This is a genomic window from Synechococcus sp. MIT S9504 (assembly GCF_047497135.1).
Taxonomy (GTDB): Bacteria; Cyanobacteriota; Cyanobacteriia; order PCC-6307; family Cyanobiaceae; genus Synechococcus_C.
In genome coordinates, this window is record NZ_CP138942.1 from 1,486,600 (window position 1) to 1,512,827 (window position 26,228).

Below are 26,228 nucleotides of genomic sequence, written 5' to 3' on the forward strand. Positions count from 1 at the left end.
TCAAACTGACCAACCCACAAACGCAACGCATTAATATTGATCAAGATCCTTCTGAGTAGCATCTTTACAATTGTCATTCAGCAGAGAAACAATCGATTCCGGAGGCGCATCTTCAAAGTAATAAGCCTCCCATTCAGACTCGTAAAGATCTGAGCCAGGCTGATGACCCAGACGCTTTAAGGCCAAATCCGCATGCTTGTAAGTCAGACCCTTTTTGATTGCATTGGCCCTTAAATTCTGGCTGCTGTAAAGGGACGATGTCCCCCAACACCACTGGGCCATGTGCACGGCTTCATGATGGAGTGCACGTTCAATCAAAGCCAGTGACTCTGCCGATTTTGGACAGATAATCAGGTATGGATTCGGGCCATAGTTAACGAACATTGCATAGTTATCTGCTTTGCATTGATCTTTGATAACGACCTTGCCGCGGTACTCACGAACCGAAGCAACCACTGGATGGGAATCGAGAACGCCTCGAACAGCCGAGACCTCAAGCGCTGATGCAGCAGAGGAGAACATGACCACCACTGAGAAAGCAAGAAAACGCCCGACGGAGAACACAAAAAGCTCATCAGTGCTGATCCGAATCAGATTAATCAATCCAGGACTCACTCAAACCAGCGACTGCGACCATCGAACCGAATCAGATCGACTGGTGAAGATTTGCGTGTCAACAGTTAAGTCGACTGAGCTGTACACAAAAGGAGTGGCATGTACCCAGAACTTGCTTTTGCTCAGCAGGGCAGCGACTGGTGATGTTGACGGCGGCAGACCTCTGGCGTTGCCGTCATCAACTTCAAGACAAGCCTTTGTCAAGAGTCAGCTGGTTTCCTGTCATCAGTTCACAACACCAGGACCACAGCTTGACGCCGAGGCTCTGGCCGAAGATTGCGACTCAGAGAAGCAACCGCAGTGAGAAGAGAGCGGGCTCATCGCCCACTCCACTGAATGAGGCCAATCAAGCGAAAACAGACACTTTTCAGAGAAGCGGTCTCGCTTTGCGCAGAGACAGTCTTTGCGAGAGGTTTTCACACTGAAGCCCAAACACCACAGCTGGCCATGAAAAATGGGCTTTTGGCGAATTCACACCCCTCTAAAACCTGGATCACAGTATGGAAGCACTCAGCTCAACCAGAAACAACAGATCCCTCCGATCCGTTGTCAACGATCTCCACCGCATTCAAGCGCTCAGCAGCACAGACACCCATCCAAACAACACCACCTAGAGAACCGGATTGAATAGTTGACGAACTGATGCGTGTAATGCATAAATAAACATAGATAAGGTTTATCGATGCTTACTGGATCTGATCTTCTGGCGAAGGTAAAAGAGCTTGGTGATGTCTCCAAAACTGACCTAGCCACAGCCTGCGGATACGTCACCGACAAAAAAGATGGAGGCCAGCGGGTCAATTTCACGGCTTTTTATGAAGCACTACTGAGCGCCAAAGGTGTCGAACTGGGCACTGGCACCGCCGGCATCGGCAAAGGTGGCCGCAAACTCAGCTACACCGCAAAAGTTCAGGGCAACGGCAATTTGCTTGTGGGCAAGGCCTACACCGCCATGCTTGACCTCAATCCAGGTGATGAATTTGAAATCAAGCTTGGTCGCAAGGCGATTCGCTTGATCCCCGTTGGCGCAACTGACGAAGACGGCGAGGAGTGATGAGCTGATTGCCAGCTCATTTCAGCATCAATCCACAAGCCCTCCCCATCACGGAGGGCTTTTAATTGCCCGAACATTGAGCGAAAGCTGCGTTCAAAGGCTGATCGGCTCGACCCCACTCACAACGGGAGCCACAGTGTTGAGCTCAAGATCGGGATGCTCTTCATGAAGCTGATTGAGATTCCAGTCGTTTTTGAATAGCAGAACCGGTCGATTCCATGCATCCCTCACGGTTTTGCAATTGAAAATCCGACCGACTTTCTCCAAAGACGGCCATCCACCAGTGACCCAACGAGCCACTTGATAGCCCAGTGGCTCTAACCGCGTTTCAACGCCATATTCGTTCTGAAGACGATGTTGCACAACCTCGAGTTGCAACTGACCAACTGCAGCGAGAATCGGATCCCTTTTGCTTTCGTCGTTGTCATACAGGATCTGAACTGCCCCCTCTTCACGCAATTCATTGACCCCCTTACGGAAATTCTTGAACGCTGAGGGGTTGGGATTACGGAGCCAGCTGAAGATCTCTGGACTGAAGCAGGGAATCCCCTCGTATTCCACCTTGGTTCCGGTGTAGAGGGTGTCGCCGATCGAGAACATCCCGGGATTATTCAGTCCAATCACATCACCTGGGAACGCATCCTCCACAACCTCACGATCCTGCCCGAACAGTTTCTGTGGACGTGACAAACGAATGGCCTTTCCCGTGCGGGCATGACGGACGGTCATATCTTTTTCAAAACGTCCGCTGCAAACGCGTACAAAAGCGACCCGGTCTCTGTGACGAGGATCCATGTTGGCCTGCAGCTTGAACACGAAACCACTGAAGTCAGGCCGCAACGGGTCGACTGGACCGTCTTGGCTTTGACGCGCCACAGGCTTTTGAGCCATCTCCAGAAACGCATTCAGGAAAGGACGCACACCGAAATTGGTCATCGCCGAACCAAAAAACACAGGTGTCAGCTCGCCGGCATGCACCAGCTCCAGATCAAGTTCAGCACCCGCAGCGTCCAGCAGCTCCATCTCCTCAACCGCCTGCTCGAGCAACTCAGCTTCCACAAGCTCTTTGAGCTCAGGATTATCCAGAGTGAGATGACGTTCTTCCGATTGTCGCCCGCGTTCAGCACGGCTGAACAGAATCACTTCGTGGGAGCGTCGATCAATCACCCCACGGAACTGTTCGCCACTTCCGATCGGCCAGTTCACGGCCCAGGGGGTCAGTTCCAGTTCCGATTCAATTTCATCGAGCAGTGCGAGAGGTTCCCGACCCGGTCGGTCCATCTTGTTGATGAACGTGAAGATGGGAATTTCTCGCATGCGGCAAACCTCAAACAGTTTGCGGGTCTGCGGCTCAAGCCCCTTGGCCGCGTCTTCAAGCATCACGGCGTTATCCGCTGCGGCCAGGGTCCGGTAGGTGTCCTCGGAGAAATCCTGGTGGCCAGGCGTATCCAGCAGATTGATGGTGTTACCCGTGTAATCGAACTGAAGAACAGTGGAGGTGATCGAAATACCCCGTTGCTTCTCAAGCTCCATCCAATCGGACGTGACCTTGCGCTGCTCACCACGGGCTTTCACCGCACCCGCCTGCTGAATCGCCCCCCCATACAGCAGCAATTTCTCGGTGAGGGTGGTTTTACCCGCGTCAGGGTGAGAAATAATCGCAAAATTGCGCCGTCTCGCCACCGCATCCAGCAGCTCACGTCCGTCCTGAAGTGCTGAATCCGTGCTCATGGCCTGCGTTGATCAGAACCAGCCTGACAGCCCATGATCCAGCCACTCACCTCCAGATAACGATCTTCAACGGCCACCACCCGCAGATGCCCCAGACCGGCATGCAGCAACTGCTCTTTGACCTCATCCAGCGTGAAGGATGCATGCAGTGATGCCCTGTAATCACGCTGCAGCACTGCAGGCGCATCGGCGACATGGCACTCACAGAGTTGATCAATACTTGCCTCGCTGTCAGGGCGCCGGAGGTCGCGATGCAGTACCAGACAGTGAGGCGATGCAAGTGGAATCAGCGATGACCAAAGCTGCTGAGGATCATGTAAGTGATGCAGCAAGCTGTTGCTGACAATCAGATCCGCCGGTTGATCTGCCTGGTGGATCGGCAACGAAGCCTTTTTGTATCGGAGACGCTCGTGGGACAACCCGAAGTCACGAAGGCGATCCTCCGCAACAGCAATCATCCGGTCTGCCGCATCGAGTCCAAGCACGGAACAGTGAGGCCACCGCCGGGCCAGACGCGCCGTGATATTTCCCGGTCCACAACCAAGATCAAGCAATCGCGACTTTGCCCCGAAAGACGCCCCCGATGACTGAAGCAATGTGCAGATCCGCTCCACCATCGCCTGATCAGTTCCACTGAAATCAGCTGCTGCATAGGCATCAACCTGCAGCGGATCGTTCATGACTTCCGGTTCAGGAATGCGCAGAATCATTGACTTGATCCACTGGAATGCAACTCCAGAGTCTGTGTGGGGAAGGGAATCTCAATGTGATGCTGCGAGAGCACTTCGAGGATCCTGCGATTGAGGCGGTGCACACTGTTTTCAAAAGTGTCATGCGTGGCATGGCATGAACGGATTTCCAACTCATGGTCATAGCTGAATGCTGAAATGCGCACGAGCCGACAAGCCTCGAAATCAAGCTGAGAATCCTCCGCCACCACTGATCGCATGAGCTCCGGAATGCTCTCCAATTGTTCAGGGGTTGTGCTGTAGGAAACACCCACAACAACCTCACTCAGTGAGACGCGTTCCAGCAATTCTTCCAAAGCCACCAGCAGGGTTTCACGCACTTTCAGGAATGCTGTCCAGCCGTGAAGTTGGACCATCACAAACACAATCAGCTGATTTGTGCCGTCCTCGAGTGATTCGAGACTCACTACAGGTTCATGCAGTGCCACCTCCAACCGAAGCGTTTCAGGCATGGCCACCATCCTTCTGGCCTGGCGCATCAACTCCTCCAGCTGAAACGGGGAGAGTGGATCACGAATCGGCAAGCGCAATTCGAGTCCCTGCATCGGCTGACGCTCCCAGCTGACGCCTCGTCTTGAAAAGTTGACGATCGTGGCTTCATCCGCAACTGAATTAGGAATCGTGACGCGACTTTCCAACGTTTGCAGTTCCATTGAACGCAGACCGATCTTGGTCACGAAGCCGAGATTGCCCCCCACTTCACAAAATTCACCCACCCGCAGCGGACGATCGGTCTGAATCGACAAGCCCGCGAACAGATTGCCGAGCAACTTGGAGGCTCCAAGGCCGATGGCGAGACCCGGTACGGCTGAAAAGGCAAGCACAGTGCTGGAAGGAAGGCCCAGCAACAGCAGCAGCCGATAAATCAGAACGACTGAAACCAAGGCGCCGACTGCACGGCTGATCGGCATCACCAGACTGGTGATCCTGCGCAATTGAATCGGAGATTCACCACCGCGAACCCGAGCAAGAAACTCAGAGCTGCTTCGACCAAGCGCCTCAAAGAGAAAGAAAACGAGAACACTGGCCGAGAAATACCAGATCACATAAAAGGAATAAATGGCCACCACGAGTGGCAGGCCAGTGAAATTGAGGATGTTATCGATCAGCTGTTCAGTGACATAGGTGAGAGGCAGTGAAGGCAGCACAATCAGCACCCGCTTCCAGGCTAATGAATCCAGTTGAAAAATCTCCTGATCATTTTCAAGACGCTGGGACCCGGTTCTGTACGTGCTGAACAGCATCCGCAGCAGGCGGTATGAGATCAATCCATAAACACCGATCAAAAGTGCAGCACAAAGCACCTGAAAGAGTGTTTGATCCCCAATTGGCCACTCGAACAAGCCACGCCAACTCTCAGGAAGAGCCAGATACCAGTCTGGGGGGATGAGATAACCAGGCGTGTAGATGAAGTCGGAGTAAAAGCGAGGCGTGGCGAATGGTTGTTGGATCTCGGGAATGGCCCTGATCTCGTCATACATCGAGCGAATCGATGACACCGTGGATGCAGAGAAATAGAAGCTTTCGTTCTCTGGGTCGCCATCAAGCTCCGATGTGAGTGTGACCGCAGTTCCAGGAATCCGCCATGAATTGGTTGGCGTTGAACGACGGTCGTTGAGCTGTTTCATCCCTTCCACATCGGGCACTTCAATCACCTGCCGGCTGTGGGTCAGCACGTAATCGAGCACGTGCTTCAACTGAATCGCTGCCTCATCGGCCATATCATCGCGAACGCTCTTGGGTATCGAGCTGGCATCCAGTGCCTTGACGGCCAGACCAAACAAGAGATTCGTGTCGTCAATCCGTTCCTGACGTGACCGATCTTTGATGGTGAATTTCCGACCGAGACGGTCAGCACGCAGGCCAACATCAGCCATCACGGCATAGAAGTTCAGCAAGGTGGTCCGAGGGCTGTCGCCCACCACCTGATCAAGCACCACATCACTCCAGGTCTCGGAGGACGTCACCAGCTGTGGGTAGAACGGCTGATCCTCAATCGGAATCAGACCTTTGGAGTTCTGGGGTTGTGGCTGAGAAGCCTGCGTCGCTGTGACAGGCAGCAGCGCCGACCCGATGCTCAAGGCCACTGCCAGCAGAGCAACCAACAGAAATCGCAGCGTTCGCAGGAACAATCGCGTGAACAGTCGCCTCACCAGGCTTTGAGCACAAACCATCTGCCTGCTCACGGTCACTGGCCGAAATGGTGGCAGCCCCTCACCCCTGTTGACCAGCGACACTGCAGATAGTGCCACCAACCACTTGCTACCCCCATTGCTGGCGTTAGGGTGCCGGCACTGACCCGCCCGACAACGTGACCCTGTCTCCAAGCCGCAGTGATACCCAGGACATGGCCAAAACCGTGTCCAGCAATGGGGACTTCCCCGTCACAGCACCCGCAGCCAATCCTGTTTTCTATCGGACCTACAGCCGGCGCAGCACCGCTGGACGAGAAAGCTGGAGTGAAGTTGGTGCCCGAAACCTCGGCGGTTTGCAGAAGCTCGGCCAGCTGACTGACGAAGAGGTTTCGCTGCTAGCTCGGATGCAGGCCGACAAGAAAGCCTTGCCTTCAGGACGTTGGCTCTGGATCGGCGGCACCCCCTGGATCGAACGCCAGGAGAATTTCTCAGGCTCCTACAACTGCACTTCCACCAATCTTGTGGACTGGGAAGCCTTCGGTTTGATGATGGACCTGGCGATGATGGGCTGCGGAACTGGCGCCATCATCGAGCCGCACCTGATCGATCGACTGCCGGTGGTCACCAACCCGATTGAGGTGATCAAAGTCACCGACATCGGTGCAACACCTGCGGGTGAGCGTCATGAGTCAACGAGCCACAGCATCGATGGCGACACGGTTTCGATCCGTGTTGGCGACACCCGTCGTGGCTGGGTCGACAGTTATCAGTTGCTGCTGAACCTCAGCAGTGATGAGCGTTTTGCAGGTCAAACGGTCAAGGTTGAGATTGACCTTTCTGATGTACGACCTGTTGGCGAAACCCTCAAGGGCTTCGGCGGCATGGCCAACCCGGTCAAGCTGAAAGATCTCTACGGACGTGTCGCCCGCCTTCTTGGCAAAGCCGTTGGACGCAAGCTCACATCGATTGAATGCTGCCTGCTGATTGATGAGGCTGCCGTCACCATCGTGGCCGGCAACATCCGTCGTAGCGCTGGAATGCGTCAGTTTTCATCCAACGACACCAGCGCAGCTGGAGCCAAAGACAACCTCTGGCAGCAGGATGCTGATGGCAATTGGCGGATTGATCCAGAGCGTGATGCCCTGCGCATGGCCAATCACACTCGGGTTTATCACACCCGTCCCAGCCGCGAGGTGGTGCTGGATGCGGTGACCCGCCAGTTCCACAGCGGTGAGGGAGCGATCCAGTTCGCACCTGAAGCGATTGCTCGATCCAATGCCGACCTGCTCTCCACCCCTGAACTGCGTCGGGAATTCATCGACATTTATTGCGATCAAGGCAAGGAAGAAGCAGGTCGCTGGCTGAATCTGAATCACGGCCCAATTGCTGATGACGAACTCGAGCATCGGCTCGGCCGCTACGGGCTCAATCCATGCGGAGAAATCCTTGGTGCTGATTTCCACTGCAACCTGGCTGAAGTTCATCTCAATCAGATCGACCCAAGCGATGACGAGGGACAACGGGACGCCTTCAGGGCTGGAGCCCTGTCGGTGGCTTGCCTGCTCAACCATCAATTCGAAGTGGAGCGCTATCGCCAAAGCCGCGCCTGGGATCCGATCGTTGGCGTGAGCTTTACGGGCTTATTCGATTTCTTTGTGCACGCCTTCGGAACTCCCTGGCTGAAATGGTGGGAAGCCGGTCGCCCGGACACTGAGGAAGGCCGTGAGTTCAAGCGTCAGGAAGCCGATTACCTCAGTCGCTGGAAGGCAACGGTGAATGAAGCCGTTTGGGAGTATTGCGACCGTCATGGACTCCGTCGCCCCAACCGCTGCACCACGGTTCAACCCGCCGGCACGAAGAGCCTGCTCACCGGTGCTGCCCCTGGCTGGCACCCCCCTAAAGCGCAGCGTTTCATTCGACGCATCACGTTTGGCAAGAACGATCCTGTGGCGATGGCCTGTATGGATTACGGCTACACAGTGGTGCCTTCCCAGTCCGACAAGGACGAGCAAGGTCGCTTGCTCGATGACCCGTTTGACAGCCGCTGCACCGAGTGGCTGGTTGAGATTCCCACTGAAGTGAGCTGGGCCAACCTGCCTGGCGCGGATGCCGTGGACATCAACTCCTTCTCGGCCATGGCCCAGTTTGATTTCTACATGCAGGTGCAGACTCACTACACAGCTCACAACACATCGGCGACGATCGAATTCCGTGAGCATGAAATTGATGCGCTCGTCGACGCACTGCACGGCAGCATCGACCGTGGAGATGGCTACATCTCAGCTGCTTTGCTGGCCCGTTTCGATGCCAATGCCACCTTCCCCAGGCTTCCATTCGAACCAATCGATGCCGCGACCTACGAGCGGATGCAATCCGAGGTGATCCAGCGTCGCGTGAGTACTGATTTCTTCGAGGCTCTGCAGCGTTACGACATGGGTGAAATCAGCGAAGCCGGCCCTGCCGGCTGCGATTCAGACAAGTGCCTGATGCCTCTGGCAAAGCCCAACAGTTGAAAGCAGGAGGGAGTCATCAGGTGGTGACTCCTTTAAAATGATTCAGCGAACGTCATCGATGTAACGCAGCTTGGAGAGGTGGTCGAGTGGTTTATGGCTCTGGTCTTGAAAACCAGCGTAGGTGCAAGCCTACCGTCGGTTCGAATCCGACCCTCTCCGTTTCAAAAACCCAGTCAATGACTGGGTTTTTTAATGTCTAGGCCCAGCCCTGCGGGGGTGTTTTCGGCAGAGGGCACTGGTTTTTTCGCGAAGGATTTGGCATAAAAGCGGAAGATTTATGCCATGGATTTATGCCATCCGGCGCTGACGCCTTCGAACAGCAGCTTTCCCTGATCAACCAAGGCCTTAAGGCTCAGCGTGCCGGTGTTTCGATCAATCGCCGAGGCCAGGGGTTGGCCCTGCTGTCCACGCTTCCATCGAAAACGCCAGGCAAACCACCACAACAGCAGCGGATTCCTCTCTCCCTGAAAGCAGATTCACAGGGATTGGCCAGGGCTCATGAAAAAGCTCTGCAGCTGGCTGGCGAGAAAGCAGCTGGCACATTCAGCTGGGAGAACTGGGCGAATGCAAAACAGGGCAGCAGCGTGCCCGTCCCTTCCGAAGAACCGAAGCTGACGGTGGCGCAGGGCTGTGAACAACTGGAGGCAGATTTTTGGGAGGGGAAGATCAGAACATCAGCAGCGGTCAGAACCTGGCAACGGATTGGAGCTGAGCTGAAGCGGATTGGCACACCTGATGCTGTGCTGACACCTGACCTGCTGCTGACAATCGTCAAAACAACAGAGGCCGGATCTCGCACCAGGCTGGAATCCTGCAAGGTGCTCAAACGCCTCGGCAAGTTGGTTGGTTTCAGCAAGGATGAGCTGAGCGAGTTCGACAAGCTCCGCACTCCCTACACACCAGGCGAACGTGAAGTGCCTGGCGATGCCGAGCTGTTCGACACGATCCGCAGACTCAGGGATCACAAGCGGTGGGGATGGGCTACTGCTGCCCTGGCGGTTTATGGCTGCAGGCCATCAGAGACTTTTTCGATAGAACCAGCCGACAACGGGACCGCCCGATGCCTCACGGTCAAGCGAAAGGGAGAACCACCGGAGTGGCGCACCGCAATGGCCCTGCCCACAGAGCTGGCTGATGAGTTGCAGCTGCAGGATGTGGATCGATCGATGAGCTACGACAGCCCGAGCCAGTACGACAGCTTGGAAGCCAAGGCAACAACCGAGAAATGGGGAAAGTGGCTGGGCCGCCAGGCCGAGGGCCTGCAGCTCTATGACCTGAGACACGCCTGGGCCGTTCGTTCAATCAGAGATGCCGTTCCCACAGGATTGGCAGCACGGTGCATGGGTCACGACATCAGCGTTCACACCAGGACTTATCACCGATGGCTCACTGAAGCCGACGTTGCTGCATTCGTCGCGAACCGGCGATAACAGGCAGGGCTGACACCATCCCCAGTGCCCGTTCGGCTTTGGGGCTTCAGGTACGCGAAACCCTCACTAAAGTCCCAGTGTTCGGCAAGTAGCGCGGTCGTTCTGTGGAGAGCACCGATAGCTCAGGTCCGCAATTCTACGATCACAAAAACCATGTAATCCCTTTTATGCCCTGGCTTTTGGGGCTTTTTGTGATGAGTGCTCCAATCAAAGATTCGCCGATGGTTGATGGTTTCCACCCAAGATCGGATCACGTTCAAGAAGCGATCAGTGACACCTGCGATCTGATCAAGCAGATCATGAAGGACTTCAAGCAGGACACGGGCTGCGATGACATGTTCGTGGCTGACTTCCTCGAGCACTGCACTAGTTATTGGAGGTGCAGCAATGTCTGATGCAAAAGTTCAGCAACTCAAGGCTGATGTTCAGACCCTGCTCCAGCGGGTGCCGAGTCATGAACGCAAATGGATCACACCAACTGAGCTGGCTCAACGTGCAGGCGTCTAAGTCCGCACGATCCAGAACTGGCGCGAGACCGGCGTGATCAAACCTGCGAGCTATCGCCCTGGCGGCAGATCGTTCGAGTTTCACGTTGGTCTGGCCCTGGCCGACATCGATTCGAGGCAGGGCTGATGAAAAGGTTTGCCCTCATTGCCCGAGAGCTCCTAGCTGGAGCTCCTGAGTATTGGCGTTTCACTCCCGTTGGCGATGCAAAGGTTCCGGTCGATCCAAAGAGTGGAAAACCCGCAACAGGATGGCCGCATAACCCCTATTCGCTGGAACAGATCTACTCCATGAATGGAGTCGCAAGGCTGTTGGCCTGATGACTGGTGTAGTCAGCCAGACCATGGCGATCGACTTCGATGGCGTTGGCTCGGACCAGACCTTTGAGCAAAGGACAGGCCACAAGGTCAGTGATTTGCCTGATTCGATCAGCTGGACTTCACAGCGTGAAGGCAGGCATCAGGCGGCCTATCGGGTGCCGATGAGCTTCTGACAGCAACTGAGCAATAAAAAGGTTCTCAAGCCAGAAGGTGGCGGAACTGAGGGCCAGGTTGCACTCCGCTGGAACGGCCATCAGAGCGTTGTTGTCGGCCATCACCCGAAGACCGATGGATATGTCTTCCTGCCAGGCCGATCGCCTTCAGAGCAGGAATTGGCGACTGCTCCAGAGTGGTTACTGACGTTGATGCTGGCTCCGGTCATCACACCGGATGAAACGCCTACCAGCAGCTGCAAACCGTTCACCGATGCGGAGCGGACAAGACAATTCCTGAAAAAGGAGTTCGTTCCTACAGAGCAGTTCTGTGACTATGAAACCTGGCTGTCGATTGGGATGGCGGTGCATGACGTTTCCCGTGAATGCGGCAAGCCGGATCTGCTGCTGCCGGATTGGATTGCCTGGTGCGAGGGAATGCCCAACTTCGATGAAGGCGAGTGCCTGCGCGAGTGGAGCAATTGGACCGCAAAGGGTGTCACCGAACCACGGCTGACCTTCAGGTCACTGGTGGATCGGGTGAAGAAGCTGGGTGGCGACATCCTGCATGACGCCGATTGGCATCCCATTAAAAATGCACGTCCGGGCGGCTTCCTGGAGCGAGGAAGGCAGTATGTCCTTCGGAACGCGGAGCAACTGAAGACTGCTGTCGCAGAATGGAACCGAAGCATTCGTGAAGCTCCCCAGACTGAGGAGGAAAAGGAGGCAGCCAAAAGCCAAGGCTGTCGCCGCCATCGATGAGCGGATGCAGAACCTCTAAGAACTTGAGCGAAGCGGTGATTGCAGCAAACAGGCCTGGGCGCACAAGCAATATCACCGCTCTGTACTGGGCGGTTATCGGGTTCGCTGCGAGGAGGTGGATCGGCGGCTGATCGAGATGGTTGCTGCTGAATAGGATCTCCAGATCCAGAGCGAAAACACCGTGGCCAAGCGTGGTCGCTCAATGTCGGCCGGAACGCAGGAACAGGATCAGCTGGTTCCGCAGATTCCCGGTTTCACCCTGTTGGAGCGTGATGCTCTGCTGGTGGGTTCCGGTGGTGTTGGCAAAACCCTCGCGGCTTTGGGGCTCAGCTATCAGACCGCCATTGGCAACCCAAACGTCTTCGATCGTGCTGATGAGATCAAACCTGAAGCCCTGGGCGCAACACTTTGGATCGGCACCGATGGCGGTGACGGGGCCTATTAGATGCTCAACAAATACATCTCGATCCTGAAGGCACCGCAGGAGCGGACCTGGCGATTGAAGTTCAACTTCAGGGGCTCAAACCGAGCCACGGGCGAAACGCCCTGGGCTTTCAATGTCTCCAACCTGCACAAGCTGTTCGAGAAGCTGGAGCAGGGCTTTAACGGTGATCCCTATCGGTTGGTGGTGATCGACTCGCTTAAGGCTGTAATGGATCTGGGTGGCATTGATTTCGGTATTGGCCCGATGGGCACCTGCATGAGGTTGATTCAGGCCGCTGCTGATCGGTTCAACGTCACGGCGCTGTGGCTGCATCACACCAAACCCGGGGCCGCCAAGGCAGATATGGGGATTGATGGAGCGGGCGGAAACAGCAACATCACTCAAGTGCCGTTTGCGGTTCACACCCTGCACAAGGTGCAGCGCAAGGGCCATGACCATGTTGTGAGGTGGACCGTTCAGAAGCTCCGGGGTGAGCCGAGTCGAACCTTCGAGTACACCTTGGATCCCGACAACGGATTCTTCAAGCTGGTTCACGGTGATGTGGAGGAGAACCGGACCACAGACATCCTTTTCCAGCTGTGGCTGAAGCGATCGGATGGTGTCTCGACCACCGAGCTGGTGGATTGCATCGACAACGCCAAGAAAACGATTCAGAACCGGCTCACCGCCCTGGGCAAAGACAAGCTGATCCGCAGTGAGAAGAGGCGATGGCACATCACCTCCAAGGGAACTGAGCCATTGCTGTTGGCGATACCAGAACTCGCTCCTGAGGTTGAGGAGTGGAAGAAGGGGGGAGGGTAATCACTGGGTAGTCGGGATTTTGGGATTTTCTACCGCTTGAACATTGAGAAGTCAGTGTTTAAACGGTTTTTCAATGTTGGGGAAGGTTTGAAAGTGGTGGGATATTCGAGGGATTTCATCGGGATTCGGGATTTTGGGGGAATTGATGGATCACAGTCCTGGCTTCTACGTCTGGGCGAAAATCCCAAATCCCGAGAAAATCCCGGCTAAATCCCGAGTGTTTTAGTCGTTATCAATCTCTGAAATCTATTAATATGACAATGTAAATTTGATTCTTTTCCCTATATATCCCAAAATCTCTCTCTTAGACCTACCCCCCTCCGGTCCTCGTTCCGCCAGGGCTTGGAGCGGTCAGAGTTGATCCGCAGGGACCAGCTTTTCCAATCATTTCCTTAGTGGAACGGAGTCTTCAAGATGCTCCTTGCGTAGGCGTTCCAATTGTCCCTTGCTTTCAGCTGGTCGATCGCTACTTGGCTGTTTGCCTTGATCGACTCCTACGACGACAACAGTCACTAGTGCAAGCACTGCAATTGCTCCTAACTGCAGAATCCGCACCATCCCCTTAATCCACTATCTCGGGACAGTAGGTACCAGCTTTGCTCATATGGCATCGTCTGGCAGTGCTGAGCCGATGTAGATGTCCGCTGGTCCGAACCAGAGCAGCGAATGTCAGAGGCACTCCAGATCTCCACAAGATCATCAAATTCAAATCCGCCTGGTGATCCACAACCGTGCAAACAGGGCTTGATAAAGCTGGGTTGGGGCTTGGCAATTCAGACCCACAAGCTTGGTTTCGAGCTGCGCCGCATCCAGAGAAAAAACGGCAGTGTTCCTTGCAGTGAGAAATTTATCCACCATCTCGGAAGGAAGACCACGATCGAGCAGTCGTCGTGCAGCGATGCTGAAGATCGTGTCGCAGACCTCAGATTCCGCAGCTTCGCTGTAACTGCTGATGAGCAGCACGCCTCCTGGCAGTGACTGCTCTACAAGGAGCTCAATCATCAGATCCTGCTGATCTGGAGCCATCAGGTGCAGCACGTTATGACAGATGACGCCATCAAAGTTCCTTTGCAGGAGATCCGAGCGAACGGCTTCTTCCAGGGTCTTCGGAACCCACTGGCACCTTTCGAAACCGCCATGGCCTTTCAAGGTTTCAATACTGGTCTGCAACATCTGAGCACTGGGCTCAATCACAACAAATTCAGCTTGAGGACAGGCGTCCAGTAGCTGAGGCAGCTCATCTCCCGGTCCAGGCCCTACGACAAGAATTCGCCTAGCTGCTGGAGCCGTATCACCGATTGCAGCAGCAGCGATCTCGAGAAGGGTTGCATGACCCGGTACGGAGTGTTGGATTGTCGTGCGGTATTTGCGTCCATATTCAGCCTCGAAATCAAGCTGAGTCACAGGATTCATAAGCATCAACTCCTTTCATTGAAGACCAACTACTAATCCAGTAGGGATCCTGGTTCAGTCCACCCTTAAACCAAACCCAGCATCTGCAGTTCGGCTGGAGCGTGGGTTGTTCGGTTCCCAAAAGGGCACCCGCTGTAGCCGGAAGGTAGATGACATGGAGCGGATTACTCGCTGTTGTAACGGCTTGCTTAAGCGATGTCTGAACGGCATCGTCTACGGCAATAACGCCTTTTTGAAATGGATTGGATTATTCGCCCCGTACGAGCTGTCTTCTTCGCTGATGAGCAGGCTTTCAATTGGATTCAAAAAAAGCTGGGATTATCGAATTACCAGATGGCAGCTCTGGTATGGGTAAAAGGCACCATTATTGGAATTCTGCTTGGTTGGTGGTTGCTCTGAGCTGACACTGGAGCAAGCGGGAGATTGTTGGCGGCATCATTGGTTGATGAGTATTCGAAGTGTTCTGCGAATTGGTCATCCATCATTACGTCGACGTGCGGCGCAGATCCCCGATGATTGGTTCGGTAGTCGACGCTTACAAACGCTGATAGACGACTTATTCGATACCAAATCGGCATGCTCTGGCGCGGGGCTAGCGGCACCTCAGATCAATGAGCCGTGGAGAATTTTTGTGGTCGGGATGAGGCATAACCCTCGCTATCCCGACGCTCCACCTTTACCAGAGCGTGTCCTGATCAACCCTGTAATCAAATCGATTGGCGAAGAATCGATAGCTGGCTGGGAGGGTTGCCTGAGTGTTCCTGGTTTGCGCGGTGAAGTGGAGAGGTGGGAACGCATTCATCTGCAATATCAAGACCAAGAAGGGTCTTCCCATCGGGAAAAATTGCATGGATTTCATGCACGAGTCATCCAGCATGAAAACGACCACTTAGACGGCATACTTTTCCCTGACCGTCTTACCAGTTCATTGGCCTTTGGGTTCACTGAAGAGCTTCAGGCTTATGGGAAAATTCCCTAGGAATAAAGCTTTTCTTGTTTCTTCGACAACCTAAACTTTATTTAGTAAAACAGTAAATAGTTTTTACATGGTCGATTCAATTCCGCCTCGAAAACGTGAATATGGGAAGCAATCAGCGTTTGTTGAGCGAGGGAAAGAGGTTTTCAAGCTCAAAGCTCACGGATACAGCCTGAGGGATATTGCTCGTCGGCTTGACATCACTCAATCCGCCGCAAGCCGTGACTTTCAGTGGGCATGCTCCGCCTAGGGAGATCTGCCGGAGAACACAGCTGAGGTTGTGAAAGGCGAATGCCTCGAGATTCTGCGGGGTCTCGCTGGCATGCTCCTGAAAGACATTGAGCGTCAGGCGGCAGCAGGCGTGGTGGTCACAACGCTGGGCGCTGATGGCCAACTGCTCCAGCAGCAAGTGAGGAATGGCATTGATCCTCGAGCTGTATCAGAGAGCGGCCGTTGCGTGGAAAGGATGGCGAAGCTTATGGGCCTGATGGATGGGGGCATTGACGCCGCGGGCGCTGCAACTACTGCCATCCAGGTCACATTGCCGGCGCCTTCAGCCGAGGCATTCATGTCACCGGCTCCAGAGCCAGTGGATGTGGCTTCAGAGCCTGCTGAGAGCCCCTCAGGGGGCCCTGAACCAGCAGCGGCCAATCACCCTCCGATCGCCTCGAGAGCGCTCATCTCGTCATTGGGGCTCACGTCCACATACCGCCTGAGCTGCTCGAGCGAGGCATGGCCGGTGAAACGGCTCACCGTCATGAGCGATGTCCCGGATTGAACCATTGTTGTGGCCAGCGATCGCCGGAACGAGTGGAGGCTCATGCCGCTCGGAAGGCCTGCGGCCTGGCATGCCTGGCGAAGCGCCAAGTCACAGGCCTGGCGCGTTAATGGCTCGCCCACGCCAAACCGTCCGGGGAACACGAGATCCCTTGGCCGCGGCTCCCGGCCATGCCGTTTGATCCAGCGGCCGCGATAACGCTCGACCTCTGCGGCCAAACGGTCGCCGATCCGCGGCTCGCGGGTGGTCTTGGTCTTGGTGGTGCTTTTGATGAAAACAATCCGGTCTGAGTGGATCGCACCCCAGCTCAGCCTGAGCGTCTCCGTGAGGCGTGAGCCTGTGAACCTCATCACCTGCCAGGCGAAACGCAACTCAGGGGTGGGAGCGGCCATGAGCAGGGTGTTCATCTGTTCCGGCGTGATGGTTGTGGCCTGGCCGGCGCCGTTGGTTTTGGGCATGACTGACTTGCTGTTTGGTTTGAAATGGCAAATGCCCTGGCGTGACTGGCTGCTGAGGCCGGCTGGGGCCTCATTCAAAACGTCAAGTCAGACAAAAGGGCACAAGGATGCCGCTGATGGCCGGTGGCCTTTCAGCGGATGAGACTGAAAAATTCTTGCTTCAGTGGTGGACTGGCTTTTGGGATGAGACTTGTCTCATCGCTCGCGAGTATGAGCGGCCTTCACGGCCATCACGCAGTCCACCGCTGCGTCCGGCTCAGGTCCGGCCACCGTCGTGATGGCGCCATTTGCCTTCAGCGCTTCACGCAGCTCGCGACTGAGCTTCGCGATCGCCTTCCAGTCACCGGCTTCCGCGGCCTCGGCCAGGGCACCCGCTAACGCTTGCTGGCTCATGGCGATCATGTCGCTGGCGGTCGGCCGAGCGCTGATGCCCTCGCTTCCGTGTTGTTCATTCGCCTTCGCGACGATCCGGAAGGCCTGGGCCCGTGAATATCCGTGCTGGCGCTGAAGCGTCATGGCCACGATCGATCCGGGCGAGCCCATATCGAGCAACCGCGCGGCCACCTCGAGGGCGGCATCACGTTGCTTGGCCGTTTTGGCGCCTCCTGCCATCAGGCGGCCTCCACAAACGTGACGTGACCGCTCTCGAGCGTGGCCCGGTTGGTGACGCCACGCTCAGCCATCAGGACATGACGCGCTGCAGAGACTGCTTCAATCGATCCGATTGAAAGCACTTCAATGTCAGCGAATCCGCGGAATCGCACGTGGTATTTCTCCACAATTGCTGGCGGAAAAAGTGTCATTTTGTTGTAAAACTAAAGCTGACTTGTCTTTAGTCAGTTGTTGATATCGACTGACTGAATTTGCGAAAAAAGAGTGTAAGACTTTTTCACTCCTTTATTTCAACTCACAAGCTCACGAAAAAGTGGGCAGTGTGACAATTTATCAAGCGGAATTGGCGCCCGAAGCTTACGGACAGTGATTTCCAGTTTTTAACATTCAAGAGCTAATCCTCTAAGTGTTAAACGCCTTCGATTAAAGGTGCTTTGGGAGGGGCAGGGGTTGAATTGATATCAGCTCTTAGAGGCCCATCTTGTCTGAATTTTTAGCTTTTAAGGACTTCCTAAACTGCATGAAAAGCATCACCCCATGGCTGAAATGCAGGAGATAAAGCTCACGTCAATTCGTCTTCCTGAACTACTTCATCGAAAGGCCAAGGCAGAGGCCGCGAGCCAGGGAATCAGCCTCTCAAAGCTGATCGCCAGAGGCCTAGCGCTGGTGGTGAATTGATGGAGCTCCAGACCCCTAATCCATTCCAGGAATTGTTGCTCAAAGCACCGCTTGATGAGCATCTGTTCGCTGGCACCGGCAAGGGCCCCGGTAAGTCCACGGGCGTGAAATTCCTTGTGGCTCGCGACGCCACGATGCTCAAGGAAGACTATGCCTGTCTGATCATCCCAAGTTCATATCAGGCCTTACTTGAGATTCAGGCAGATTTGCTCAAATACTTGTCGGCGGTGTTCCCCGGAACGAAATACTCGACCGCTGATTCAGTCTTTCGCCTTGGTGGAAGGGACCCACCATTCGGCACCGTCGAGCTGGCCTGTTCGGCGAGCTCACCGATGGATCAAGTTCGAGCCATGACCCGCCTCCAAGGCCGATCGAAGAGCTCGATCATCGTCGACGAGGCCGGTGCCACGCCGAGCATTTTGGAATTCACGGATGAGCTTGCGGGCGTCTTGAGGGGTGCGCCATCGGATCCGCGGCGAATGATTGTGCTCGCCAACCCCTGCGGCCCGGCCCATGCCGCACTGAAGGCCAGGTTTGTGGATCCGCTCCCGTTTGAGCTAACCCACATGAAGCCGCAGCGCTTCTTTTCGGATCACTACCAGCGGTTCGTGATCAGCCTGACCGCCAACGCGACGGTGAATAAACATCTCGACTTTGAGGCCTACCGCCGCAAAGTCCAGCTGATGGCGCACGACGATCCCGACGTGCTCGCGGCTCTGCTCGAGGGCAAGTGGGGTGACCTGGCCGGGGGGTCGGCTTTTGGCCCTGTGTGGAGTCCCCGCCGATGCCGCCATGAGCTCCCTTCGGGATATCAACTCTCCGAACACATGCCCCGGCCGTTCGTGGTCGGCGACTGAGGAATGAGCGCACCCAGCGCCTGGTATCTGTGCGTCCCTCGGCCGCCAGGCCTGGACACTCCACGGGGCTCGATTCATCTGTGCGATGAGCTCTATACCTGCAGCCAAAATCGCAGTGGTAGACAGTGGTCTAAGGGATCCATGCTCACTAATCAGGAGCAGGCTGAGGCCCTCCGCGAGTGGCTTGAGCGCTGGGGCCTAAGGCCTCGGCAAATCAAGATCCTGTGTGATGACGCGGTGTTCGCCAGGAACGGCTCCCCGAACGGCAGCGTTACAGGTGACTTCAAGATGGCCGGGGTGCCGCTGCAGCCTGTCGGCAAAAACGTGGCAACCCTTGAGGCCGGCCTGGGAGCTCTGAAGAGCCGGCTCTCGAGCACCCGCAAGAACTTCACCGCTCCATGGCTCACGTGGTCCACCCGGTGTGCGGCCTGGGAAGCCACGGTGCCAAGCCTTTCCCGAGATCCCAGCAATGTCGAGAGGATCGCCTCTGGTCAGGCGGATCACGCCTGTGATGCCGGCCGTTATGCCGTGATCTGGAGCAACACCAAGTGGCTCACGGGCCAGACCGACGTGAGGGTGTGGTGATGTTCTTCGATCCGGTGAGCGGCTGCCACTACGGGAGCCGGGAGGAGTTTGAGGAGGGCAAGGCCGCTACCCGTGCCGTGATCGCCAACCTTGCGGAGTCATCACGCCAACAGGCCGAGCAAGACCGGCTCCGCGAAGAGTCCCACCAGGAGGCCTGGGGAGAGATTGAACCCAATCGCTGTGTGTTGATCAGCGCTGCTGCGAGCCGGAAGATCGACCCCTCCACCAGGACCGATATCGGAGAGGTTTGTCTCGATGGGTTGGTGCAGGAGATCTCAGGGGCCCAGGCCTGGATTCGGATCCACTACCTGACAAAGAATCCCCATCAGCCACAGCTGGAGATGACCACCAGCGTTCACCGTGATGAGCTCGAGCTTCTGGGCCATCCCTTCACCTGGTGGCGCCAGTGGAACCTGAAGCATTCCGCCATTGAGAGAAGTCGTCGCTACGGCCGAAACGATGGCTGGAACCGGCCGAGTTTTTCCCAGTTCTGGGAGCCGGTGTGAATGGGGTGGCCGGCCATGTGCCCCCACAAGGCCGACCGTGGTGGTCCACAGAGAGGGTCACTGACGCCTCAGGGCGCGCGCCCACCACTTGCCTGCTTGAGCTCCGCGATCTGGCGGTGCAGCATCTCGAGCTCAACCTGTGCCTCCTTTAGTCGCTTGGCAAAAGAGCCAAACGCTTCATTCATGAACCGCTGGTTTGTCTTGGTGAGCCGAATGACCTCGGCCTTCTCTGAAGCCACGCTGGCCTGGGCCTCGCGGATCTGGCTGAGGATCTTCTGGTTTTCACCTGCAGCGTTCCTGGCCTCATCACGGCTCTTGCTGAGAGCGGTGTGGATGGCGATCGCATCAGCAGCACCGATCGATGCCGGCGCCGGAGGTGCGGCCTCTGGCTCCGGTTCTGGCTCAGCCTGTGGTTCTGGCTCTTCGATCACCACCGGAGCAGCAGCAGAGGCCTCGGCCTCGAGCTCTGCTGTGGCCTGCTCCATCTCGCCTTTGATCCACTGGTCTTCGATCCAGCTGGCCGCCTTCTCGATGGGCAGTCCCTCCGGGAGATCCCACGTTGAACCGTGCAGCTCGAGGACATCGCCGCGGTAGGTAACGCTCAACGGAACCTCTGGCGGATGGTCTCGGCCTGTGCCAACTGCACACCCCTTAATTGAGATTCATGGCGAGCTCTCTCATGAGCTGCTTTCTGCTGAGTCTGCTGAACCAAGAGTTCATCTTCGCTGGGCCCTCATTGTTTGAAATTCGCTTCAAGTTGTGCATGTAGGGCGGGGTCAAGCTTGGCCAGCTCCAAGCACGGACTCATGTTCATTGGGCGACCGTTACCGCCGAAAGGTTTCTGATCGAAGATTTCTTGAACGCGTGCCCTTCGCTGAGCTTCTGCTCTCTCGCTCTGTCGGCGCCACATCGGGAAAGTCATCAGTCAGGGCATCAGCCTTGAGTTGTGCCGGTGCGTTGATATTGAGGAGTGAAACAAGTTCAGGGTCCTTCACTCTCATCCGGATCGCATCTTCTGGGATTGTTTTGCTAAATGTCGCCCAGTCCTCTGGCATCGGCATCTCAGGATTGTGCTGTGCCCATCTCTTCAGACAAAGGATATTCGAAGAAAGGCCGTGTGTCATTTCTGAGCTTTGCGGTATTTATATTTTATGTCGTGAACGGCCAGTTCCTATGTCAAACACTGCATCTGAAAGTAAACAGATTGAGTTGTCTTTGCCGCGTGAAACTCTTTGGGATGTTGCTGTTGGGATTGATCACATCGAGTGTGATGCCGACCTGAACTGGACCACTCGCCTGTCGGAGGAGAACCACCACCTCAGAGCAGCGATGAACCTCACATCGCTCGAGCGGCTGAGGGCCGCGCTTGAGAAGACCCCATCAACAGCCTCGCCAGGTGATCCGGTCGTGCTCAGGGCCGGTGACGCTGTTCTGCTCGCCCGATGCTTGCTCCAGCGCTTGACCTGCGGCCTAGGCCTTATGCCTCGCCCCTCCATCCACGATGTAAATGCGGCGTCATTCCAGCTTCTCTCTGATTGTTGTTTGTGTATTCAATTAGAGAAATTGTGTTTCCTTTCAGCGCGATTCAGAAGTATCCAAAGTGTAATCAGACTGATCGAGCCGGCAGGACCTATAAATACATGCCATATCTGATTACCACTGGAGCTAAGCATGCCTCCAAAAACCGTTGTAAGCACAACCCCGCAAATCGGATAGATCCAAAGAATTGGATCATGAAAACGTCTCCACCATTGAGCCAAAAATATGATTGTTATGATTGATTGGAGCGAAATTGTGACACCTTTTCCGAGAAGCGGATATACCACAATTCCTGCTATTACAAGCAAATAGAGCGACACTCGGAGTGTTTTGTTCGCAGTGACAGATGCAGTCAAGCTCGCCAGGCCTCCTGCAAGGCCTGCATAAAAAAGTCCGTTCCAACCACTTAAACGATTGATGTAGATCCAGTTTGTTTCTGTGTGATCCAACATTTCCGCAAAAGCAGCAATGCTGAAACAAGTAAAGCCAAATAAAAGCAACGAGATGCCGCCATTTGGCAAAACAGTACACATTGTTGATTTTCTTGAGCTTATACGACTTGCGATCCAAGCTGGAATAAGAACTGCCTGCATGTGTGCCAGCAGTAAAACAACAAAAAACAATGACTTGTCCGGTGGAGTTTTTTAGGAATGATCAGTTGACATTAGTCGCCCATCAGTTGGTGGGCTGAATTCGGGATATAAACCTTGTCAGAATGGATTTAACCCCTCTCACTAAACCAATGTCCGAACCCAAAACCGCCCGCAATCCCTGGGACAGCATTCCCACTCCACAGCCATCGCGCCCTGGAGATGCCACCAGGGCTTCAGATCTGATCATCCCCTCGGTGAATGAGCGAGCCGACAAGGCTCGCGGCAAGTGATCAGCCGCCCTGCCGAGCGCAAAGCTTGACAACCACTCCCTTCCTGGCTTAGTACGCCTGTACTGCAGCAGAGGGGGATCGATGGAGGAATGGGATTTTGTGGATGAACGGGAGCTGCAGAACTGGAAAGGCGCCCGGATCTGCCTGACTTGCCAGCACTTCGCCTATGGCGTGGATGCCAACTGCCGAACAATGGTGGCCTGCAACCTCCGTCAGCAGCTGCTGCAGCAGGGCACTCACTTGGTCAAGCGTTGTCGCCACTGGAGCCCTACCTGGCAAGACCAAGCCGGAGGGTGCTCTGAATACAGATGACGCTGCTGCTGGCCATGGCTAAGTCTTCTGTAATGACCAGTCACACATGTCAGATGAACAGCTCAAAGCTTTCTTAGAAAAGGTCAAAGGCGACACCAGCCTTCAGGAGAAGCTCAAAGCTGCAGCAAATGCCGATGCAGTGGTAGCAATTGCTAAAGAATCGGGATTTGTGATTTCGACGGATGAATTGAAGAAAGCCGAAGCAGAGATTTCCGACAAGGAACTTGAAAAAGCAGCTGGCGGCGATTGAATTTTTACCCACAAAATCATTGAAGATTATACAAATTTATCGTGCTGGATACTCTGTTAATGGCGACCTTTAAATGCGACGGGTTCAACAGGAGTGTGTAATCACTGCGCTACAGATAATGAAAACATCAGCCTCCTATGCCTGGCACCATTTAGCGCAGTGACTATTAACCAAAGACGCTGCAGCAGAGCGTTGGTATAACTGCTGAATAGACTTGATACCCATGTCAGAAGAGCAACTCAAAGCCTTCCTTGAAATAGTCAAGGGCGACACCAACCTTCAGGAGAAGCTCAAAGCAGCCGCTGATGCTGAAGCTGTTGTTGGGATAGCAAGAAAGGCTGGTTTCTCGATCGCTACAGAAGAATTAAAGGTGAGGGATGATGAGCTAGAGAGAGCGGGCGGAGGAGCATGTGAGGTTTTGACTGGGCCGGTCATTGAAAGCTATGTAGGTGATAGCTGGCATGATTACTGTTGTAGAATTACTTAAAAAGGTCTGCTTTGGGTGACAAAAATGATGAGCTTGTAAATGCAAGTAGAACAACAGACTACAAACTCATAGGCCTTACATTAACAGGGTTTTTATAGCTTAAAATCCCGACTAATCCTATAAATAGTTCCCAATACCTGGCACGATTGAGCGCAGTTGAGTAGCAATCAGGCAGGTTAAAGCGCTGCCCGACTAGATGGTGACTGAATCACCAGAAGCTCACCAGAACTTCGCGGGGACTTGACCAGAGCTGTGTAGTGGCGTTCACCAGTAGGGCTGTGATCTTGAAGGAGTCGAGGGGGCAACACCCCCAACACAACTCAAACACTTATCAGCTTTGACAATGACTACTTCAATTTTCAATGCTTCCTTGCAAATCAAGGACGCTGTTCCAACATCCAACCAGGCAGAGCGTCAACCGCTCTTTGATAAAGAGTTGGAAGCTGCTGCTGGGGGAAGGTATCTCGGCAATCTGGATCGACCACTCGATCGCTGTCTCTCACCTCTGGGAAGATGTTTGTAAAAACTGAACGCAGGCCTCTCAACAAGTGAGACAAATTACGCCCCGCCAAGTGCGGGGTTTTTTTATTCCCAACTGCCGACTGCTGCTATGACTGCTAAACAGACCTGACACCTATGTCAGAAGAACAACTCAAAGCCTTTCTAGAGAAGGCCAAAGCTGACACCAGCCTTCAGGAGAAACTAAAAGCAGCAGCTGATATTGATACTGTTCTTGCTATTGCAAAAGAAGCAGGGTTTAGTATTTTTGCTGATGACCTTAGACTTTCTGATGAAGAGCTGGAAGGCGTGGCTGTGAGCGGACTTTCTAACAAGCTAACTTCTAACAACTTCTGTGCATTTGCTGTTAGTGTGCCAACTGTTACAAATAGTCTACTGATCAAAGGCAGTCACCCATGTCCCTAGAACAACTCAAGGCATTCCTTAACAAAGTCAAAGGCGACTCCAGCCTGCAGTAGAAAATAAACGCAGCAGAGTCACCAGAAGATGTTGTAGGTATTGCTAAAGAGCATGGTCATGAATTTACTTCTGACGAGATCAACCAGCTCAGTGAAGAGGAGATGGAAGGCGTGGCTCGCAGGGGCTGTGGATACAGATACTGTCGTAAACAATTATTTAATACCTGTATAAATCACCAGATACAATAGTCTGCTCAATAAAACCCCCGCATTGTCAGGGCTTTTATAGCTTCAACAGCCTGACTAATCCCATAAATAGCCTCCAATACCTTGCACAGTTGAACGTAGTTAAGTGAAGACCAGGCTGGCGATGTCCAAGCCTTGGAGGTTGATTTTGGGCAGAGCAAGATCAGGGCACAAGGAGGGCACCTTTGCTGAGGGTATCCCGTGGACTAACGGTGAAGGCTTGCGTCAGCTGCACCTGTTCAAACTTGATGAGCTGGCCATGCAGAGCGCCGCCCCTGAACCATCACTTACAGAGAGACGGAATTTCACACTGCCGTGATCAGTTCATTTGCACTGCTGTTCATGATTGGCCTAACACAGACTGTTTCGACTCTGGACACCGTCACCATACGCAGCTGCTACGACGGCGACACCTGCCGGACTTCTTTCGGTGAACGGATCAGGCTGGCATGCATCGACACCCCGGAGCTGAAAGGCAAGCGGGCTAAACCGGAGCTTGCCAGAGCTGCCCGTGATCATCTGCAGGGCATGGTTGTAGGGAAGTCCGTCAGCCTTCGCCGCATCACAACCGACCGTTATGACCGAACTGTCGGGGAGCTGTTCATCGACGGGATCAACGTCCAGCAGACAATGGTCACCAGTCGCCATGCAGAGATCTCTTGGAAATACGCCAGCCAGAGCCCCTGGACGCGCTGAAGACCTGAATGAAGGAGACGTAGGGCCTTAAGAGACCCTTTCGGGTGATGTGGATTGAGCTCAGTTCAGCGATGCTGAAGACATCGGAGGGATGACCTCCTGCCCTCACACCAAACCCATGAAACTCATCTCTTCCATCGCTGCCGCTTCTGTTATCGGCGCTTCAATGTTTATTGCTCCACCGGCTGCTGACGCAAAAGAGCATCATCACCATCATCATCATCATCACCATAGACATCATGAACTAAGAAGAATTCATCGTGAATTCCGCCATGATGTTCGCGAATTTAATCATTATCAGAGAGCATACGATCGTGATTGGCGGCATGCTCGCAGGGTTTACAACCGCGAGGTCTATGGCTACCCGAGAGTGATTCCTGCCTACGGATACAACCATCGCCATCCTGGGTTCGGAATCCAGATCAGCTTCTGATTTGAAATTTCTGTCGAGAAGCCTGAAGCCATGAAAGCGAGGCTGAGAGCTATACAAGACCCGAAAGGGAAAATCAGGGGGCGTTGAGTATCGCCATCGATCTCCCGACAAAAAACTCACACTGATCACGCCCCGCCAAGTGCGGGGTTTTTAGCGATGCATTAATACCGATCAGCTGTAGATCTCAGACGTTTGCGGAAGGCTGCTTACCTGCTCGTTCAGAGCAGCATTGACGATGACATGTAGATAAGCTGCTCGCCGCAGGTTTTTCATGTTTTGAGATTCAGGGTTGACCGTGTTCATGGAGCAATGAATTATCTTAAGAGCGAACAAGTTCTCTGCGAGGTTCATGGGACAAGTGGCGGTTGATGTCACCATCGATGAATTCAGC

At 54.4% G+C, this 26,228-nt stretch carries 33 protein-coding genes, 1 tRNA gene and 1 pseudogene; 23 read left to right on the forward strand and 12 right to left on the reverse strand.

Annotated features, from left to right (window positions below; all coding sequences use genetic code 11):
* Nucleotides 1–30: 30 nt before the first annotated feature.
* Nucleotides 31–603: a hypothetical protein gene (locus tag SIB58_RS08535; protein ID WP_156486509.1), complete on the reverse strand. Its 573-nt coding sequence runs from the start codon at nucleotides 601–603 to the stop codon at nucleotides 31–33.
* A 694-nt stretch (nucleotides 604–1,297) separates the two neighbouring features.
* Between SIB58_RS08535 and SIB58_RS08540 the strand changes: the two genes are divergently transcribed.
* Nucleotides 1,298–1,669 (forward strand): AbrB family transcriptional regulator, encoded by a 372-nt coding sequence (locus tag SIB58_RS08540; protein ID WP_066905281.1) that lies wholly within the window; start codon nucleotides 1,298–1,300, stop codon nucleotides 1,667–1,669.
* A 93-nt stretch (nucleotides 1,670–1,762) separates the two neighbouring features.
* On the opposite strand, the gene SIB58_RS08545 is transcribed toward SIB58_RS08540, so the two are convergent.
* The 3 genes from SIB58_RS08545 to SIB58_RS08555 are packed head-to-tail and all read right to left on the reverse strand — an operon-like array spanning nucleotide 1,763 to nucleotide 6,323.
* On the reverse strand, nucleotides 1,763–3,400 hold the full coding sequence (locus SIB58_RS08545; RefSeq protein ID WP_066905279.1) for a peptide chain release factor 3: 1,638 nt from the start codon (nucleotides 3,398–3,400) through the stop codon (nucleotides 1,763–1,765).
* Entirely contained in the window at nucleotides 3,397–4,110 is a 714-nt protein-coding gene (locus tag SIB58_RS08550; protein ID WP_197461071.1) for a class I SAM-dependent methyltransferase, read from the reverse strand. Before SIB58_RS08550 ends, SIB58_RS08545 begins: the two co-directional genes overlap by 4 nt.
* Nucleotides 4,107–6,323 carry a mechanosensitive ion channel family protein gene (locus tag SIB58_RS08555; protein WP_082823278.1) on the reverse strand — a complete coding sequence of 739 codons (2,217 nt, stop codon included), beginning with the start codon at nucleotides 6,321–6,323 and terminating at the stop codon, nucleotides 4,107–4,109. The genes SIB58_RS08550 and SIB58_RS08555 overlap by 4 nt, the downstream gene beginning before the upstream one ends.
* Nucleotides 6,324–6,460: 137 nt before the next feature.
* Here SIB58_RS08555 and nrdJ point away from each other — a divergent pair, with 137 nt between their 5' ends.
* The 9 genes from nrdJ to SIB58_RS08600 all read left to right on the forward strand — a co-directional run bounded on the left by nrdJ (nucleotide 6,461) and on the right by SIB58_RS08600 (nucleotide 13,211).
* A complete protein-coding gene (gene nrdJ, locus SIB58_RS08560) occupies nucleotides 6,461–8,797 on the forward strand; it encodes a ribonucleoside-triphosphate reductase, adenosylcobalamin-dependent (protein ID WP_066905277.1) in 2,337 nt (778 codons plus the stop codon).
* A 72-nt stretch (nucleotides 8,798–8,869) separates the two neighbouring features.
* Nucleotides 8,870–8,956: transfer RNA gene (locus tag SIB58_RS08565), tRNA-Ser, on the forward strand.
* Between the two features lie 131 nt (nucleotides 8,957–9,087).
* Nucleotides 9,088–10,227 carry a hypothetical protein gene (locus SIB58_RS08570; RefSeq protein WP_066905275.1) on the forward strand — a complete coding sequence of 380 codons (1,140 nt, stop codon included), beginning with the start codon at nucleotides 9,088–9,090 and terminating at the stop codon, nucleotides 10,225–10,227.
* A 104-nt stretch (nucleotides 10,228–10,331) separates the two neighbouring features.
* Complete coding sequence (locus SIB58_RS08575) at nucleotides 10,332–10,622, forward strand: hypothetical protein (RefSeq protein WP_156486508.1); 291 nt, start codon at nucleotides 10,332–10,334, stop codon at nucleotides 10,620–10,622.
* 237 nt (nucleotides 10,623–10,859) lie between these two features.
* Nucleotides 10,860–11,051 carry a hypothetical protein gene (locus SIB58_RS08580; RefSeq protein WP_156486507.1) on the forward strand — a complete coding sequence of 64 codons (192 nt, stop codon included), beginning with the start codon at nucleotides 10,860–10,862 and terminating at the stop codon, nucleotides 11,049–11,051.
* Between the two features lie 23 nt (nucleotides 11,052–11,074).
* Nucleotides 11,075–11,224: a hypothetical protein gene (locus SIB58_RS08585; protein WP_414494844.1), complete on the forward strand. Its 150-nt coding sequence runs from the start codon at nucleotides 11,075–11,077 to the stop codon at nucleotides 11,222–11,224.
* Nucleotides 11,225–11,383: 159 nt separating this feature from the next.
* On the forward strand, nucleotides 11,384–11,965 hold the full coding sequence (locus SIB58_RS08590) for a PriCT-2 domain-containing protein (protein WP_067325322.1): 582 nt from the start codon (nucleotides 11,384–11,386) through the stop codon (nucleotides 11,963–11,965).
* Between the two features lie 202 nt (nucleotides 11,966–12,167).
* On the forward strand, nucleotides 12,168–12,410 hold the full coding sequence (locus SIB58_RS08595) for a hypothetical protein (protein WP_156486506.1): 243 nt from the start codon (nucleotides 12,168–12,170) through the stop codon (nucleotides 12,408–12,410).
* Entirely contained in the window at nucleotides 12,411–13,211 is an 801-nt protein-coding gene (locus SIB58_RS08600) for a hypothetical protein (RefSeq protein ID WP_066905264.1), read from the forward strand.
* 705 nt (nucleotides 13,212–13,916) lie between these two features.
* Here SIB58_RS08600 and SIB58_RS08605 read toward each other — a convergent pair.
* Nucleotides 13,917–14,615, reverse strand: a complete 699-nt coding sequence (locus SIB58_RS08605) for a class I SAM-dependent methyltransferase (RefSeq protein WP_231856966.1) — start codon at nucleotides 14,613–14,615, stop codon at nucleotides 13,917–13,919.
* Nucleotides 14,616–15,069: 454 nt separating this feature from the next.
* Here SIB58_RS08605 and def point away from each other — a divergent pair, with 454 nt between their 5' ends.
* Nucleotides 15,070–15,603, forward strand: a complete 534-nt coding sequence (gene def, locus SIB58_RS08610; RefSeq protein ID WP_074159266.1) for a peptide deformylase — start codon at nucleotides 15,070–15,072, stop codon at nucleotides 15,601–15,603.
* 112 nt (nucleotides 15,604–15,715) lie between these two features.
* Here def and SIB58_RS08615 read toward each other — a convergent pair whose 3' ends face one another.
* From SIB58_RS08615 to SIB58_RS08630, 4 genes are all read right to left on the reverse strand, one after another.
* Nucleotides 15,716–15,994, reverse strand: coding sequence for a hypothetical protein (locus tag SIB58_RS08615; RefSeq protein WP_156486505.1), 279 nt, complete (start codon nucleotides 15,992–15,994; stop codon nucleotides 15,716–15,718).
* 257 nt (nucleotides 15,995–16,251) lie between these two features.
* Nucleotides 16,252–16,836, reverse strand: a complete 585-nt coding sequence (locus SIB58_RS08620) for a tyrosine-type recombinase/integrase (protein ID WP_156486504.1) — start codon at nucleotides 16,834–16,836, stop codon at nucleotides 16,252–16,254.
* A 195-nt stretch (nucleotides 16,837–17,031) separates the two neighbouring features.
* Entirely contained in the window at nucleotides 17,032–17,448 is a 417-nt protein-coding gene (locus SIB58_RS08625) for a hypothetical protein (protein ID WP_066905254.1), read from the reverse strand.
* Nucleotides 17,448–17,639, reverse strand: coding sequence for a hypothetical protein (locus SIB58_RS08630; RefSeq protein ID WP_067325311.1), 192 nt, complete (start codon nucleotides 17,637–17,639; stop codon nucleotides 17,448–17,450). The genes SIB58_RS08625 and SIB58_RS08630 overlap by 1 nt, the downstream gene beginning before the upstream one ends.
* A 346-nt stretch (nucleotides 17,640–17,985) precedes the next feature.
* Here SIB58_RS08630 and SIB58_RS08635 point away from each other — a divergent pair, with 346 nt between their 5' ends.
* Genes SIB58_RS08635 through SIB58_RS08650 form a run of 4 tightly spaced genes read left to right on the forward strand, consistent with a single transcriptional unit; the run spans nucleotide 17,986 to nucleotide 20,074 of the window.
* Nucleotides 17,986–18,126, forward strand: a complete 141-nt coding sequence (locus tag SIB58_RS08635) for a toxin-antitoxin system HicB family antitoxin (RefSeq protein WP_082823263.1) — start codon at nucleotides 17,986–17,988, stop codon at nucleotides 18,124–18,126.
* A complete protein-coding gene (locus tag SIB58_RS08640; protein ID WP_414494848.1) occupies nucleotides 18,123–18,983 on the forward strand; it encodes a hypothetical protein in 861 nt (286 codons plus the stop codon). Before SIB58_RS08635 ends, SIB58_RS08640 begins: the two co-directional genes overlap by 4 nt.
* A gap of 3 nt (nucleotides 18,984–18,986) precedes the next feature.
* Nucleotides 18,987–19,568 (forward strand): hypothetical protein, encoded by a 582-nt coding sequence (locus SIB58_RS08645; protein ID WP_156486503.1) that lies wholly within the window; start codon nucleotides 18,987–18,989, stop codon nucleotides 19,566–19,568.
* Nucleotides 19,532–20,074, forward strand: coding sequence for a hypothetical protein (locus SIB58_RS08650; RefSeq protein WP_156486502.1), 543 nt, complete (start codon nucleotides 19,532–19,534; stop codon nucleotides 20,072–20,074). The genes SIB58_RS08645 and SIB58_RS08650 overlap by 37 nt, the downstream gene beginning before the upstream one ends.
* Before the next feature lie 68 nt (nucleotides 20,075–20,142).
* Here the strand turns inward: SIB58_RS08650 and SIB58_RS08655 are convergent, their stop codons facing one another.
* Together SIB58_RS08655 and SIB58_RS08660 are read right to left on the reverse strand one after the other, a co-directional pair.
* Nucleotides 20,143–20,679: a hypothetical protein gene (locus SIB58_RS08655; RefSeq protein WP_066905248.1), complete on the reverse strand. Its 537-nt coding sequence runs from the start codon at nucleotides 20,677–20,679 to the stop codon at nucleotides 20,143–20,145.
* Nucleotides 20,680–21,624: 945 nt separating this feature from the next.
* Nucleotides 21,625–22,206 (reverse strand): hypothetical protein, encoded by a 582-nt coding sequence (locus tag SIB58_RS08660; RefSeq protein WP_231856965.1) that lies wholly within the window; start codon nucleotides 22,204–22,206, stop codon nucleotides 21,625–21,627.
* A 149-nt stretch (nucleotides 22,207–22,355) separates the two neighbouring features.
* On the opposite strand from SIB58_RS08660, the gene SIB58_RS08665 reads away from it, so the two are divergent.
* The 8 genes and pseudogenes from SIB58_RS08665 to SIB58_RS08700 all read left to right on the forward strand — a co-directional run bounded on the left by SIB58_RS08665 (nucleotide 22,356) and on the right by SIB58_RS08700 (nucleotide 25,837).
* Nucleotides 22,356–22,496 (forward strand): hypothetical protein, encoded by a 141-nt coding sequence (locus SIB58_RS08665; RefSeq protein ID WP_156486501.1) that lies wholly within the window; start codon nucleotides 22,356–22,358, stop codon nucleotides 22,494–22,496.
* Between the two features lie 81 nt (nucleotides 22,497–22,577).
* On the forward strand, nucleotides 22,578–22,808 hold the full coding sequence (locus SIB58_RS08670; protein ID WP_067325299.1) for a hypothetical protein: 231 nt from the start codon (nucleotides 22,578–22,580) through the stop codon (nucleotides 22,806–22,808).
* Between the two features lie 46 nt (nucleotides 22,809–22,854).
* Nucleotides 22,855–23,058 (forward strand): Nif11-like leader peptide family RiPP precursor, encoded by a 204-nt coding sequence (locus SIB58_RS08675; protein ID WP_066905242.1) that lies wholly within the window; start codon nucleotides 22,855–22,857, stop codon nucleotides 23,056–23,058.
* A 223-nt stretch (nucleotides 23,059–23,281) separates the two neighbouring features.
* Entirely contained in the window at nucleotides 23,282–23,545 is a 264-nt protein-coding gene (locus tag SIB58_RS08680; RefSeq protein WP_066905241.1) for a Nif11-like leader peptide family natural product precursor, read from the forward strand.
* Nucleotides 23,546–24,181: 636 nt separating this feature from the next.
* A complete protein-coding gene (locus SIB58_RS08685; RefSeq protein WP_082823261.1) occupies nucleotides 24,182–24,469 on the forward strand; it encodes a Nif11-like leader peptide family natural product precursor in 288 nt (95 codons plus the stop codon).
* Between the two features lie 53 nt (nucleotides 24,470–24,522).
* A pseudogene (locus tag SIB58_RS08690) lies at nucleotides 24,523–24,711 on the forward strand (Nif11-like leader peptide family RiPP precursor); the annotation flags it as partial.
* 339 nt (nucleotides 24,712–25,050) lie between these two features.
* The gene (locus SIB58_RS08695) at nucleotides 25,051–25,404 is read left to right on the forward strand and encodes a thermonuclease family protein (protein ID WP_066905583.1); all 354 of its coding nucleotides are present in this window, start codon (nucleotides 25,051–25,053) and stop codon (nucleotides 25,402–25,404) included.
* 91 nt (nucleotides 25,405–25,495) lie between these two features.
* Nucleotides 25,496–25,837: a hypothetical protein gene (locus SIB58_RS08700; protein WP_156486500.1), complete on the forward strand. Its 342-nt coding sequence runs from the start codon at nucleotides 25,496–25,498 to the stop codon at nucleotides 25,835–25,837.
* Nucleotides 25,838–26,008: 171 nt separating this feature from the next.
* Here SIB58_RS08700 and SIB58_RS08705 read toward each other — a convergent pair whose 3' ends face one another.
* Nucleotides 26,009–26,140: a hypothetical protein gene (locus SIB58_RS08705; protein WP_255355627.1), complete on the reverse strand. Its 132-nt coding sequence runs from the start codon at nucleotides 26,138–26,140 to the stop codon at nucleotides 26,009–26,011.
* Nucleotides 26,141–26,228: the final 88 nt, after the last annotated feature.